The sequence below is a fragment of the Vitreimonas sp. genome (genome assembly GCF_036392335.1).
Taxonomy (GTDB): domain Bacteria; phylum Pseudomonadota; class Alphaproteobacteria; order Caulobacterales; family Aquidulcibacteraceae; genus Vitreimonas.
This window is the reverse complement of record NZ_DASVYD010000004.1, coordinates 22,444-35,442: the sequence shown is the minus strand read 5'-3', so window position 1 is coordinate 35,442 and position 12,999 is coordinate 22,444. Positions and strand designations below refer to the sequence as shown.

Below are 12,999 nucleotides of genomic sequence, written 5' to 3'. Positions count from 1 at the left end.
TTCGCTGCCGTCTTCGTGGCGGTGATCGTGCTTCAAGCGCAGACCTTCGCCGGTGCGCGTGATCACCCAGGTGCGCGAACGATTTTCGCCGACATTGAACGGCACGCGAATTTCGCTCGCGCTGCAATCGCGCACATGCATGACGAGCGGCTGGCTGGTGAAGCTCGCGTCCGCCGCGTCGGTGGTGACGACGCGGCCGGCGTAAGCATTGCCGCACAGCGTGGAGAGATTGGCGAAGAACGTATCCTGCGGTGACGCGGGCGGCGCGCTGGCGCATGCGCTCAAGGCAAGGGCGGCCACCGCAATCAGGATCGTTCGCATCTCTACTCCCAGTCCGGAATGTGTTCGAGCGCAAGCTGATCCTTCAGCTCCCATCTTTTGCGCACGATTTCGTATTTGTCGTCGCGCACCAACACTTCAGCAACGAGCGCGCGCGCGTTGTAGGTGGACGACATGGTCGCGCCATAGGCGCCGGCGGTCATGAACGCCACCAGATCGCCCGCGGCGAGCGGCGGCAGGGCGCGATTACGGGTGAAAAGATCGCCGGTTTCACAGATCGGACCGACGACATCGTAAGCGGTCTCCGCCTCGCCTTTCGCCTCCCGCACCGGCTTGATGCCGTGATAGGCGTCATAAATGGCGGGGCGGATGAGATCGTTCATGCCGGCGTCGAGCACGACGATCGGCCGGGTCGGGCGCTCTTGCAGGCGAATGACGCGCGACAGCAATACGCCGGCATTGCCCGCGATCATGCGCCCCGGTTCGAACGCGAGGCCGATATCGAGGCCGTCGAACACGCGATTGACCATCGCCGCATATGCGGCCGGCGTTGGCGGATCGGGCTCATTGAAATAGGGCACGCCTAAGCCCCCGCCGAGATCGAGACGGTCGATGCTCAAGCCCGCGGCGCGTAAGCGCTCCGCCATGCCGCGCATGGCCTTGAACGCTTCTTCGAGCGGGCCGAGGTCCTTGATTTGGCTGCCTATGTGTACGGCAAGGCCGCGGGCGTGCAGGTGCGGATCAGCGTGCGCGCGGCCGTAATATTGCAGCGCCTGATCGATCGAGACGCCGAACTTGGTGTCGCCTTTGCCGGTGGTGATCTTTTCGTGCCCGCCGGCGCCCACGTCAGGGTTCACGCGAATGGCGATCGAGGGCTTGGCGTTCAAGCTCGCCGCGATCCGCGCCAGCGCCTCGAGTTCGGCGATGCTCTCGACATTGATTTGGTGCACGCCGGTCTTCACCGCGAAGGCCAACTCAGCTTCCGTCTTGCCGACGCCGGAGAAAATGATGCGTTCGGGCGGCACGCCGGCGATCAGCGCGCGCTCGATCTCGCCTTGGCTTACGGTGTCGGCGCCGGCGCCCTTGCGCGCGAGCGTGTTGATGACGGCGATGTTGGCGTTTGCTTTGACGGCGAAGGCGACCAGCGTGTCACGCGGCGCGAACGCCTGCTTGAACACCTCGTAGTGCCGCTCAAGCGTCGCGCTCGAATAGACATAGACTGGCGTGCCGACGGCTTCCGCGATGGCTTCCAGCGAAACGCCCTCGCAGCAGAGCACGCCGCCGCGATAGTCGAAATGGTTCACGGGTTGGTCTGCGCCCCGGATTCGTATTGGGCGCAACGCGCGTCCTGTTCTTGATTGCGCTCGGCCTGGCGCGCGCACTCGCGGCGGATCGCTTCCTCGCTGTTCCAGAGCGGATCGGGGCGGGCCAGTTCGCCTTGTACGCCGCAGGCCGCAAGCAGCGTGAGCGCCGTCAGGGCAAGTATCGTCCGCTTCATTCGAACATCTCCTTCCAGCGCTCGACTTGCTCGCGCACGCGCTGCGGCGCGGTTCCGCCATAGCTATCCCGGCTCTCGACCGACTTTTCAACCGTCAACAAGCCGCGTGCGGCAGCGGTAATGCGGGCGTCCACGGCCTGGAAATCCTCAATCGGCAGCAGGCCAAGCTCACTGACGCCTGCATCCTCGGCGCGGCGGACGATTTTGCCGGTGATTTCGTGCGCCTCCCGGAACGGGACCTTGAGTTCGCGGACAAGCCAATCGGCAAGATCGGTGGCGGTGGAATAACCGCGCGCGGCGGCGGCGCGCATGGCTTCGCGTTTGAAGCGCATGGTTTCGATCATGCCGATCATGGCGGTGATCGAGAGTGCGAACGAGTCAAACGCGTTGAAGGTGAGCGCTTTGTCGTCCTGCAAATCCTTGGCGTAGGCGAGCGGCAGCTTCTGCACAATGCCGTTGAGCGCGGCGAAATCGGCGCCGATGCGCGCGGCCTTGGCGCGGATGAGTTCCGCTGCGTCCGGGTTGCGCTTTTGCGGCATGATCGAAGAGCCCGTCGACCACGCATCGCTCAGCGACGCGAAGGCGAATTGCGGGCTGGTCCACAGCACGATCTCTTCGGCCAAGCGCGACAGATGCGTCGCCGCGATCGAGAGATTGGCGAGCGCCGCCAGCGCGAAATCGCGTGAGCCGACGGCGTCGAGCGAATTGCCGGCGGGGGCGTGGAAGCCAAGCGCTTGCGCCGTCATCTCGCGATCGATCGGATAGGGCGTGCCAGCGAGCGCGGCCGAACCCAGCGGACATTCCCACGCCGCTTCGAGTGCGCCGCCAATGATGCGGACGCGGTCGCGCTCGAACATGGAGACGTACGCGAGCAAATGGTGGCCAAGCGTGATCGGTTGCGCCGTCTGCAAATGCGTGAAGCCCGGCATGATCCAGTCGGCGTGCGCCTCGGCTTGCTTCACCAGCGCCTTCTGCAGCGCCCGTAAGCCATCGCCGGCCTCACGCGAGGCGCGCATCGTCCAGAGCTTGAAATCCGTCGCCACCTGATCGTTGCGCGAGCGGCCGGTGTGCAGGCGCTTACCGGCTTCGCCGATACGCTCGGTCAGCCGCGCTTCGATATTAAGGTGGATGTCCTCGAGTTCCGTGGAGAATTTGAACGCGCCGCCAGCGATTTCCGCGGCGATCTGATCCAGGCCGGCCTGTATCGCTTCATTGTCTTCTTGCGTAATGATCCCTCGGGCCGCCAGCATCGCCGCATGCGCCTTCGAGCCTTCGATGTCCTCGCGCCACAAGCGCTGATCGACATCGATCGAAGCGTTGATGGCTTGCATGGCGTCCGCGGGTTGCGTGGCGAAGCGCCCGCCCCACATCTTTTGGCCGCCCGAGGAATTGGAATTGGACACGAACACTAGCTCCAAGACGCCGCGCAACTGGGCTCTGTGGGCCGCGATGCTGATGCTCGCGGCTGGCGTCATCGCGCTCCTTTACGTGCTTTTCGCGGCATCTTCAAAGCCCGAAGCGAATCTTGGGCTGATGCAATATGCACAGGGCGACATGCGCCGACTTCAGATCATGGAAGCGCCGCCGCCCATGCCCACGCGGACTTTGACCGACGCCCAGGGCGCAGAGACCAATCTGCAGGCCTATGAAGGCGAGGTGATCGTGCTGAACCTGTGGGCCACGTGGTGCGCCCCGTGTGTGGAGGAGATGCCGACGCTGGGCGCGCTGCAGCGTCATTTCGGAGATCGGCTCAAGGTGATCCCGATCAGCGTCGATAGCGAGGCTGATCGTGCAAACGCGGTGCGTCAACTTGGCGAACTCAGCGACAATTCGCTGCCCTTCCTCATGGACATGACCCGCGGCGTCCTGTTCGACGCGCAAGCCGCCGGCATGCCGGTCACGATCATCTATGATCGCGATGGCCAGGAACGCGCCCGCTTGGCCGGCGGCGCCGATTGGGCTAGCCCCGAAGCGATTGCATTGCTGGAGGCAGTGCTCGCGGGGGAATAAATGGCGCCCGTTCTTGAAACCGAACGCCTGCGGTTACGGCGGCACGTATTGAGCGATCTCGATGCGAGCGCGGCGATGTGGGCTGACCCGGAGGTCGCACGCTTTATCGGCGGCCTGCCGTCCTCGCGCGAGGAGAGCTGGGGGCGGCTTCTGCGCTATGTCGGCCACTGGGCATTGCTGGGGCACGGCTTCTGGCTGATCGAGGAAAAGGCTACCGGCAAATTCGTCGGCGAAGGCGGCTGGGGTACATTCAAGCGCGAGATCGAGCCGCGCTTTGAAGCGCCCGAGCAAGGCTGGGCGTTAGCGACTTGGGCGCACGGCAAAGGCTATGCGTACGAGGCGATGCGCGCCGCCTTGGACTGGGGTGTGGCGCATTTCGGCCGCACCGATTTTGTCTGCATGATTGCGCCCGAGAACGCGCCCTCGCTCAAGCTCGCCGCCAAGCTCGGCTACGCCGCTTACGGCGAGGCTGAATACAAGGGTTCGCTCTCGGTTTTGCTGCGCCGTCCTTAAAGGTAGGGCGACAGCGCGAAGCGGATGCGCGACCCTTGCGCGAGAAGCTGATTGTAGGGTGTTGGCGCTTCAGGGGCGGTGGCTTGACGCCACAGCGCCACGAAGCGCTCCACTTCGCGATTGGCTTCGGCGTAGGCGGCGGCGTCGCGGCGGCGCAGATCGGCTTGCGCTTCCCGCAGCGCGGCTTGCGCGGCCAAGGCCGCGCCCATGCTGTGCTGATATTCGATCGGATCGACGAAATCTTCCTGGATCACGAGCTGATAAAGGCCCGTTGAGATGTCGACGAGGCGCGCGACCGTGATCGCCGCGTCGGCCTCCAAGGCGCCAGACGCGCGCGCGATCTCGGCCTTGGCGGCGTTGATGCGCTGCGTGAGCTGATCGCGCGAGGCTTCAGTGTCGCCTGCGGCGCGGACGATGTCGGCGTTCAGCGTGCCGAATTCGGTGGGAAAGGCGTCGTAGACTTCCAGCACGCCCTGTTGGACGAGGATGGCGGCGTCAGCCGGTTGCGTGTTCGGGTCCTGCAGGACGCGCTCGGCGGCCAGCACGAAGCCCTGCAAATGGTGGAGGCGCAGCGTGATGCGCTGGTCGCCCTCGAGCCCTGCATAAGCCGTCTGTGCGCCGGCTTCGCCAGCTTCGCCGCCCGCAGCAGCCGCCGCGGGCGCCTCAGCCGTCGGCGCGGGAGGGGCGACCACATCGCCGCCTTCGCCGGCTTCACCGCCATCGCCGGAAGCACCTGTCTCGCCGCCTTCGCCGCCGCAGGCCGCCACCGAGAAGGCCGCGGCGACGCCGACAACGCGCCAATGCTTCAGCTTCCACGCGATCATTCGCCCACTCCCAAATTCACAAAGCGGCGCGCAAACTGTACCAAATGCAAATCATTCGCAATAAGGATTGTGCGGTCGTATGAGCGTCATTCTGCAGCACGTGCTGGAGGGGGAGGACCTGGCCAAGGTCCGCGCCGAACTCGCTGAAACGGCTTGGATTTCAGGCAAGCGCACGGCAGGCGCCGCAGCGCGCGGCGTGAAGGAAAACCTCCAGGCTGATGGGTCCGCGAGCAAAATCCAGGCGCTGGAGCGCTTCGTAGTCGAGGCGCTGCGCCGCCACCCCCTGTTTGAGATCGCAGCGCGCCCGGCGCGGATCACGCGGCTGATCTTCTCCCGCTACGAGCCCGGCATGACCTATGGCGCGCACACCGATGACGCGCTGATGGGGCCGGCGGACGATAAGCTCCGCACCGATCTGGCTTTCACGATCTTCTTGGAGGATCGCAATGCGTATGAGGGCGGCGAGCTCGTCACGGAAAGCGCGCTCGGGGATCAATCGCTCAAACTCGACGCCGGCGACGCCATTCTCTACCCGGCCACATCAATCCATTACGTCGCGCCGGTCACCAGCGGCGCGCGCATCGCGGCGGTGGGCTGGATTCAGAGCTTCGTAGCGGACGCGGCGCAGCGCGAGACTCTGTTTGATCTTTCGGTTGCGCGCATGCGTTTCGCTGAAATCGGCGCGCCGCGCGAGCAATTGCTGTTGCTGGACAAATCGATCTCGAACCTGCTGCGGATGTGGGCGCGTTAGCGGAAGGGCTGCACGTCGCCTTGGAAGGTGATGATGAGATCGTCGCTGTTGGCGGTCTTGGGCCTTGTGAGCGCCACCCATGCGAACAGCACGCCGGAGATCAGCGCGATCGGTAGGCCGACGAGCAGGAGCAGCGGCAACACCGAAAGCGCCATGGAGAACGTCACGTGTTGCCCAGCGTTTTCACCGCCGAGCAGCTGGCCCAGCGCAAAGGGCGACAACAGCGCGACCACGAGCGCGACCGAGACGATGTGCGAGACGACGATGCTGCGCATCTTCGGCGCCTTCCCCAACGCCCAGCGCGCGCCCAGCGTCATCAGCGAAAGCCCAAACACGGCAAAGAGCGCCGTCACCGCGAGGCGCTGCGACCCCGGATTGCCGTAGAACAGCGCCAGCGGCCAGCTGATGGCCAGCCCCAGCGCCAGCGGCGTCCACAGGAACGCCGGCTTGCGCCAGCTCAGCGGCGGAATGCGCTGCGGTATGGGCGGGCCGTTCATCACGCTAGCTTAGATGCGAAATTCGCGGCGTCACTGGGGCGCAATCGTGGGGCGATGCGCTTTCCCCAGAAGCGGCTGCGTGCTTTGTGATCGCCCATGGACGCCCGCCAGCAATCGCCCTCCGTGGCGCGTAATCGCGCGCCCATTCTTGCCGTGCTGCAACAGCTGTTGCCAGCCTCGGCGCGTGTGCTGGAACTCGCCTCGGGCACCGGGGAACACGCCATCTTCTTCGCGCAAGCGCTGCCGGGCGTGATCTGGCAAACCAGCGACCCCGATCAAGCCGCGCGCGAGAGCATCGCCGCGTGGATAGAGGCCGAAGGTGTCACCAACGTGCTGGCGCCGCGGGCGATTGATGTGTCGGCGGCCGAATGGGATGTGGAAGGCCCCTTCGATGCGCTGGTGGCGATCAACATGATCCACATTTCGCCATGGGAGGCGACGCTTGGCCTGATGGCGGGGGCGGCGCGCCTGTTGCGTCCGGGTGGGGTGCTCTTCACCTATGGCGCCTATAAGCGCGGCGGCGCGCATACCGCGCCCTCGAACGAGGAATTCGATCAATGGCTGAAGGCGCGCGACCCGCGCTTTGGCGTACGTGATCTGGAAGCGGTGGAGGCGGCCGCGAAGGCTCAAGGGCTTGCGCTGCGCGACACCATCGAAATGCCGGCGAACAATTTCACGCTGGTGTTTGCGCGTTAAGCGACCAATTCGATCATCGAGGCATTGCTAGCTTCCGCGCCCGGCTCAGCGCCCGCGCTTTCACGCAGCTTTTCCTCGATCATCTTGGCGATCTTATCTTCCATCGCGCGCTTCTCGTCAGGCGGCAGCTGAGCGAGGCTTTCCTCGGTCAGGCCCAACGATTCCAAAATCTGCTCACGCATGCGCTCGATGGGCGATTTGCGCGCTTCTTTGAGGAAGAGTTCCTCGGCGGTCGGCGGCTTTACCGACATGCCGTCTTCAAGCGCCTTGGCCTGCGCATCTTCGTCAGCTTGGCCTTGCAGCTGCAGGATGGTTTCAAACGAGAGGCCAAGACTGGTGTTCGCGGCCGGCAAAATCGTCCCGGACGCGGCAGGACTTGCCGCCTCGCTGAGCGCGCCGATGGCCGGCTGAAACGCCTGCTGCTCTGCGATTTCCTTTGATCGGCCAAGTGCAAACAGCGCCGAGAGCGAACTCGCGCCAATACTTGCAATGCTCATGCGTCGTCGCGTCCCTTAAGTTGGGACGGTTAATGCAAGAGCGATGCCGTGATTTTTAGCGCGTCGGCGTCGGCGGATCGGTGCGGTAGTCGTAGAAGCCGCGCTGCGTCTTGCGGCCGAGCCAGCCGGCTTCGACGTATTTCACCAGCAGAGGACACGGGCGGTACTTGGAATCCGCCAAGCCATCATACAGCACCTGCATGATCGACAGGCACGTATCGAGGCCGATGAAGTCCGCGAGTTCAAGCGGGCCCATCGGATGGTTCGCGCCCAGCTTCATCGCCTTGTCGATCGCTTCGACCGAGCCCACGCCTTCATACAGCGTGTAGATCGCCTCGTTGATCATCGGCACCAGCACGCGGTTGACGATGAAGGCGGGGAAGTCTTCGGCGTTGGCGATGGTCTTGTGCAGGCTTTCGACGAACTTCACCGAGGTGTCGTAGGTCTCTTGGCTGGTGGCGAGGCCGCGGATGAGCTCGACGAGCTTCATCACTGGCGCCGGATTCATGAAGTGAATGCCGATGAATTTGTCCGGCCGATCCGTGGTCGCGGCGAGGCGCGTGATCGAGATCGAGGACGTGTTCGAGGCCAGGATCGTCGTCGGCTTCAGCGTGGCCTTGAGATCGGCGAAAATTTTGCGCTTGGCCTCGTCTTGCTCGACGATGGATTCAATGACGAGATCGGCCGCGCCCAGATCAGTCAGCTTGCTGGCGCCTTTGATGCGCTTCAGCGCGGCGTCCGACTCCGCCTGGGTGATGATGTTGCGATGGACCTGACGGTTGAGATTGCCGCGAATGGTCTCGACAGCGGCGTCGATCCGGGCGGCGTCGGCATCGTTCAGCAACACATCATAGCCGGCCAACGCGCACACGTGCGCGATGCCATTGCCCATTTGTCCGGCGCCTACCACGCCTACGGTGCGAATGTCGGTCATCTTGCTCCGGCCATCACGCTTTTCTTCTGCGCGAAACCGACCGTTTAGCACGGCCAATGTTGCAGCGCAGCATCTTTTCTACAGGCCGCCAAAAGCGGAAACGCCGCCGCGAAACAAATCGCGACGGCGCTACCCTAGCGGTTGAATCTCTGGCTTTCCAGATGGGCTTAGACGCCCGCTTTGGTCAGCTCGTCCATTAATTCCGGCACGGCGGCCTTGTAGTCGGCGACCAGCCCATAATCCGCGATCTGGAAGATCGGGGCTTCTTCATCCTTGTTGATGGCGACGATGACCTTGGAGTCCTTCATGCCGGCGAGGTGTTGGATGGCGCCGGAGATGCCGACCGCCACGTACAATTCGGGCGCGACCACTTTGCCGGTCTGGCCGACTTGGTAATCGTTCGGCGCGTAACCCGCGTCGACCGCGGCGCGCGACGCGCCGACAGCAGCGCCGAGCTTGTCGGCCAAAGGCTCAAGCACGCGGTTGAATTCTTCGCTCGATCCCAACGCGCGGCCGCCCGAGACGACGCGCTTGGCTGACGCGAGTTCCGGGCGATCCGACTTCGCCATTTCTTCCGAGACGAACGCCGCCTTGAACGGGCCGCCAGGCGCGGCGACGGTTTCCACCGCAGCGCTGCCGCCTTCGCCCGACGCCTTGAACGCGGTCGGCTGCACGGTCAGCACTTTCTTGGCTTGCTCGTCCTTCACTGTGACGATGGCGTTGCCGGCGTAGATCGGGCGCACGAACGTATCCGCGCCTTCAACGCCGATCACGCCCGAGACTTGCATCACGTCGAGCTTTGCGGCGACGCGCGGCGCCGCATTCTTGCCGGTCGTGGAGGCGGGGAAGAGCACGGCGTCGTAATTCGCCATCAACGGCACGATCAAAGCTTCGAGCGCTTCGGCCATTTGCTTGGCGAGTGTGGCGCCATCGGCGTGCAGCACTTTGCGCACGCCTTCGATTTTCGCGGCGGCTGCGGCAGCGCCGCCCGCATTCGAGCCCGCAACAAGAACGTCAACATCGCCGCCCATCGCCTTCGCGGCGCTGACGACTTTGTGGGTCGCGTCCTTCACGGACGCATTGTCGTGCTCAGCAACAACAAGAACGGCCATGTTAGATCACTCCCGCTTCTTTGAGCTTGCCGACGAGTTCGCCGGCCGTTTTCACTTTGATGCCGCCGGCGCGCTTGGCGGGCTCGGCGGTCTTCAGAACTTTGAGACGCGGCGTCGTATCCACGCCAAAGTCGGCCGGCGCTTTCACGTCGATCGGCTTCTTCTTCGCCTTCATGATGTTCGGCAGCGACGCATAGCGCGGCTCGTTGAGGCGCAGGTCGGTGGTGATGATCGCCGGCAGCTCGACGTCGATGGTTTGCAGGCCGCCATCGACTTCGCGCGTCACGGTGGCCTTGCCGCCTTGCAGCACGATCTTCGAGGCGAACGTGGCTTGCGGCCAGCCGAGAAGCGCGGCCAGCATTTGGCCGGTTTGGTTGGCGTCGTCGTCAATGGCTTGCTTGCCGAGGATGACGAGATCCGGCTTCTCGGCGTCGATCACGCCTTTCAAAATCTTGGCGACCGCAAGCGGCTCAACTTCCCCGTCCGCCTTCACCAGGATGCCGCGGTCGGCGCCGATGGCGAGCGCATTGCGAAGCGTCTCTTGCGCCTGGTCCGGGCCGATCGAGACGGCCACGACTTCCTTGGCCGCGCCCGCCGCGTGTCCGCCGCCGCCTTCCTTCATGCGCACGGCCTCTTCGACCGCGATTTCGCAGAAGGGGTTGATCGACATCTTGAGATTGGAGAGGTCCACGCCCGAGCCGTCCGGCTTGACGCGAACTTTGAGATTATAGTCGAGCACCCGCTTGACCGGGACGAGCACCTTCATGCTTGAAATCCTTGAGACAATCGCCAGCGCCTTCGCGAGCGCACAATCGCGGGCGGACACTAGCGGCGTAAGAAAACGCTCGTCAATGCGACTATGGTGACAGAAGGCCGCGCCCCTTTGCATCCGTGCGGGGCGGCTACCGCATCCAGGCCCTGTGGGCCGCGTCAATTCCGGAGTGTTTCAGATGATGTCTCGTCGGCCGTTTCTCATGGGCGCCGCTGCGTCAGGCTTGCTCGGCGGCGTCGCCCACGCGCAGAGCGCGGCCGACTTTATGGGCGAATGGCACGGGGCGCTGGACTTGGGTTCGCAACGTCTGCGCCTGCGCTTGGTCGTGAGCCCAGGGCCGAGCGCCGTACTCTACAGTGTGGATCAGGGCAATTCGGCGATCCCCGTTGGCACGACCCGGATCGAGGGGGCGCAGCTGATGCTCTCATTGCCGGTCATCAATGCGAGCTTTCGTGGCGTCCTGCTCGGCGGGCGCATCGAAGGGCAATTCACGCAAGGCGGCGCGCTGCCGCTCGTGTTCACGCGCGAAGAAGTCGCCGCGACCGCGCCGCCGGCCGAGCCGCTGACGCAAGCGCGCTTGGCGCAATTGCGGACGCAAGCTGGCGCCCCGGCGTTCGCGGCTGCCGCGGCGAACTTGAACGGTCGCGGCATTGCTTTCGCCGATGGTCTGCGCGCCATCGGCCAGAATGCCGCCGTAACCACATCGGACAAATGGCATCTGGGCTCGATCACGAAGTCCATGACCGCCACCTTGGTTGCGCGCGCGGTCGAAGCGGGCGGTGTTTCCTGGAATGACACGGTGCATAGCGTGCTGGGCGGCGCCATCGCGGACATGCGCGCCGAATATCGCGATGTCACGTTCCGGCATTTGCTCAGCCATCGCGCGGGGCTTCAAGGCAATATCGAGATTCCGCAGCTGATCGGCTTCCCGCGTGAGAGCGCCGACGCCCGCGCGGATCGCATCGCCTACGCGCGGCTCGCACTGCTGCAAACCCCTGTTGGGCCAAAGGAGCAGAGCTTCGAATATTCCAACAACGGCTACGTGATCGCTGGCGCGATGCTGGAAGCGAAGCTTGGCGCGCCATGGGAAAATCTGATCCAGCAACACGTTTTCAATCCACTGGGCATGGCGAGCGCTGGACAAGGCGCGCCGGGGACGCCGGGGGCGTATGATCAACCGTGCGGGCATGCGCCGGGACCGACCACTGTGCGCAATGGTCAAGCGAGCACGCCGCTGATCCCCGCGCCTCCAGGGGCGCCGATCACGGACAATCCGGCCGCGCTCGGCCCCGCCGGCCGCGTCCACGCAAATCTGGAAGATGTGCTCAAATATCTCCGCGCACATTGCGAACGCAGCGCCTTCCTCCGCACGGAGAGCTGGGATGCGCTGCACACGCCGCCCTTTGGCGGGCCGTACGCGATGGGCTGGTCCGAACGCAACGGCGCACTCTGGCACAATGGGTCAAACACGCTTTGGTATGCTGAAGTAATGTTCGACCGCAGCCGCGGCGTGGTGGCGGCCGCCGCCACGAATGACGGCCGCGCCGGCGACATGGGTGCGCCGATCGGCACAGCGCTGATGGGCGCGGCCGCGGCCGTGGCTTAGCGGCTGAGCACGCCCGGCCAATTCGCATTGGCGCTGCGGATGAAGCCGGGGATGTCGCGTTCCCAGCGGGTTTGGATTTCGTCGTTATAGTTCAGATAGAGCCGGCCATCGACGATACGCCAATTGTTGGGATTGCCGGCGGCTGTGTAGCCCTGGCTCACCGCCCAGGCGCAATAGCCGCCATATTGGGGCAGATAGCGCGAAGGGTTGGCGCGGAACGCGGCGAGGTGCTCTGCCGAAGCGAAGCGATATTCATAGCCTTGGTGCGTGATCCGGTGCTCCACCGTGCCGCGCACTGGGCGACCATCGGTGAAATACGCCACCGGATCGTAGCCGCCGACCGCGAGGCGCGACAGCAGCGCGGTGTGCACGGGCGCCTGATCGGCGAATGCGGGCGTGGCGATAGAGGCGGTGGCAATCGCGACCGCGAGAAGCAGAGTGCGCATGGGATGAACCTTAAGCGTGAGCCGGCGCGCGGAGCGGCGCGGCGGCGGGGTTGGATGTGGGGACAAAGGCGCGCGCAAGATCGCGCACGAGGCCCATAAGTTCGGCGCGGCGGATGATCAGCAGCGCGATGGCGCTGAACCAGATCGTCACGGCCGCCGCGAACAGGCCGCCGCCGTCATTGTTCGGATCGATGCCGAGCGGCGTGAAGAGATGGAAACTCACCGCGCCGCTCATCACAGCAAAGCCAATCAGTGCGCCGAGGGCGTTGAGGCGCGTGAAGCGGGGGAGCAGGCCGACGAGCAAGAGCGTCGAGGCGAGCAATTCGGCAGAGCCGATCACGTATTGGCTGAAGAGGCCGGTGTGGCCGAACAGACCCGCCGCGCCGAGCGTGCCGGCCCAGCCGTCGAGCCGGCCGAAGATTTCTTGTGTGTTGGGGTGATCGGTGAATTTGAAGCGCAGGCTGTCGAGAAAAACGACGGCCGCGAACAATGAAATGCCGATCGGCGCGTAGCGCTTGATGTGGCTGAGCATGGGCTATCCCTCGGACCGCCAGCCTGGAAGCC

16 protein-coding genes and 1 pseudogene are annotated in these 12,999 nt (G+C 64.5%); 5 read left to right on the top strand and 12 right to left on the bottom strand.

The features are described from left to right. The 4 genes and pseudogenes from VF769_RS00950 to argH all read right to left on the bottom strand — a co-directional run. Positions 1 to 321, bottom strand: a pseudogene (locus VF769_RS00950) (hypothetical protein); the annotation flags it as partial. Positions 322 to 323: 2 nt separating this feature from the next. Next, the gene (gene lysA / locus VF769_RS00945) at positions 324 to 1,583 is read right to left on the bottom strand and encodes a diaminopimelate decarboxylase (RefSeq protein ID WP_331006495.1); all 1,260 of its coding nucleotides are present in this window, start codon (positions 1,581 to 1,583) and stop codon (positions 324 to 326) included. After that, positions 1,580 to 1,777 carry a hypothetical protein gene (locus VF769_RS00940; protein ID WP_331006494.1) on the bottom strand — a complete coding sequence of 66 codons (198 nt, stop codon included), beginning with the start codon at positions 1,775 to 1,777 and terminating at the stop codon, positions 1,580 to 1,582. The genes lysA and VF769_RS00940 overlap by 4 nt, the downstream gene beginning before the upstream one ends. Continuing rightward, the gene (gene argH / locus VF769_RS00935) at positions 1,774 to 3,147 is read right to left on the bottom strand and encodes an argininosuccinate lyase (RefSeq protein ID WP_349258069.1); all 1,374 of its coding nucleotides are present in this window, start codon (positions 3,145 to 3,147) and stop codon (positions 1,774 to 1,776) included. The genes VF769_RS00940 and argH overlap by 4 nt, the downstream gene beginning before the upstream one ends. 25 nt (positions 3,148 to 3,172) lie before the next feature. Here argH and VF769_RS00930 point away from each other — a divergent pair, with 25 nt between their 5' ends. Both VF769_RS00930 and VF769_RS00925 read left to right on the top strand, forming a co-directional pair. Then, on the top strand, positions 3,173 to 3,787 hold the full coding sequence (locus VF769_RS00930; RefSeq protein WP_331006492.1) for a TlpA disulfide reductase family protein: 615 nt from the start codon (positions 3,173 to 3,175) through the stop codon (positions 3,785 to 3,787). After that, positions 3,788 to 4,300, top strand: a complete 513-nt coding sequence (locus VF769_RS00925; protein WP_331006491.1) for a GNAT family N-acetyltransferase — start codon at positions 3,788 to 3,790, stop codon at positions 4,298 to 4,300. It abuts the gene before it with no gap. On the opposite strand, the gene VF769_RS00920 is transcribed toward VF769_RS00925, so the two are convergent. Then, entirely contained in the window at positions 4,297 to 5,124 is an 828-nt protein-coding gene (locus VF769_RS00920; protein ID WP_331006490.1) for a hypothetical protein, read from the bottom strand. The two genes, VF769_RS00925 and VF769_RS00920, sit on opposite strands and share 4 nt — an antisense overlap. A 79-nt stretch (positions 5,125 to 5,203) precedes the next feature. Here VF769_RS00920 and VF769_RS00915 point away from each other — a divergent pair, with 79 nt between their 5' ends. After that, on the top strand, positions 5,204 to 5,875 hold the full coding sequence (locus VF769_RS00915) for a Fe2+-dependent dioxygenase (RefSeq protein ID WP_331006489.1): 672 nt from the start codon (positions 5,204 to 5,206) through the stop codon (positions 5,873 to 5,875). On the opposite strand, the gene VF769_RS00910 is transcribed toward VF769_RS00915, so the two are convergent. After that, positions 5,872 to 6,372: a hypothetical protein gene (locus VF769_RS00910; RefSeq protein WP_331006488.1), complete on the bottom strand. Its 501-nt coding sequence runs from the start codon at positions 6,370 to 6,372 to the stop codon at positions 5,872 to 5,874. The two genes, VF769_RS00915 and VF769_RS00910, sit on opposite strands and share 4 nt — an antisense overlap. A gap of 96 nt (positions 6,373 to 6,468) precedes the next feature. On the opposite strand from VF769_RS00910, the gene VF769_RS00905 reads away from it, so the two are divergent. Beyond that, positions 6,469 to 7,068, top strand: coding sequence for a DUF938 domain-containing protein (locus tag VF769_RS00905; protein WP_331006487.1), 600 nt, complete (start codon positions 6,469 to 6,471; stop codon positions 7,066 to 7,068). On the opposite strand, the gene VF769_RS00900 is transcribed toward VF769_RS00905, so the two are convergent. From VF769_RS00900 to VF769_RS00885, 4 genes are all read right to left on the bottom strand, one after another. Then, entirely contained in the window at positions 7,065 to 7,565 is a 501-nt protein-coding gene (locus VF769_RS00900; RefSeq protein ID WP_331006486.1) for a hypothetical protein, read from the bottom strand. The genes VF769_RS00905 and VF769_RS00900 overlap by 4 nt on opposite strands. 55 nt (positions 7,566 to 7,620) lie before the next feature. Continuing rightward, on the bottom strand, positions 7,621 to 8,499 hold the full coding sequence (locus VF769_RS00895) for a 3-hydroxybutyryl-CoA dehydrogenase (protein WP_331006485.1): 879 nt from the start codon (positions 8,497 to 8,499) through the stop codon (positions 7,621 to 7,623). A 167-nt stretch (positions 8,500 to 8,666) separates the two neighbouring features. Then, positions 8,667 to 9,611, bottom strand: coding sequence for an electron transfer flavoprotein subunit alpha/FixB family protein (locus VF769_RS00890; protein ID WP_331006484.1), 945 nt, complete (start codon positions 9,609 to 9,611; stop codon positions 8,667 to 8,669). A 1-nt stretch (position 9,612) separates the two neighbouring features. Next, entirely contained in the window at positions 9,613 to 10,377 is a 765-nt protein-coding gene (locus VF769_RS00885) for an electron transfer flavoprotein subunit beta/FixA family protein (RefSeq protein ID WP_331006483.1), read from the bottom strand. A 184-nt stretch (positions 10,378 to 10,561) separates the two neighbouring features. Here VF769_RS00885 and VF769_RS00880 point away from each other — a divergent pair, with 184 nt between their 5' ends. Then, the gene (locus VF769_RS00880) at positions 10,562 to 11,989 is read left to right on the top strand and encodes a serine hydrolase domain-containing protein (RefSeq protein WP_331006482.1); all 1,428 of its coding nucleotides are present in this window, start codon (positions 10,562 to 10,564) and stop codon (positions 11,987 to 11,989) included. Here the strand turns inward: VF769_RS00880 and VF769_RS00875 are convergent. Then, positions 11,986 to 12,435, bottom strand: coding sequence for a YHS domain-containing (seleno)protein (locus tag VF769_RS00875; protein WP_331006481.1), 450 nt, complete (start codon positions 12,433 to 12,435; stop codon positions 11,986 to 11,988). The genes VF769_RS00880 and VF769_RS00875 overlap by 4 nt on opposite strands. Before the next feature lie 10 nt (positions 12,436 to 12,445). Beyond that, entirely contained in the window at positions 12,446 to 12,967 is a 522-nt protein-coding gene (locus VF769_RS00870; protein WP_331006480.1) for a hypothetical protein, read from the bottom strand. Positions 12,968 to 12,999: the final 32 nt, after the last annotated feature.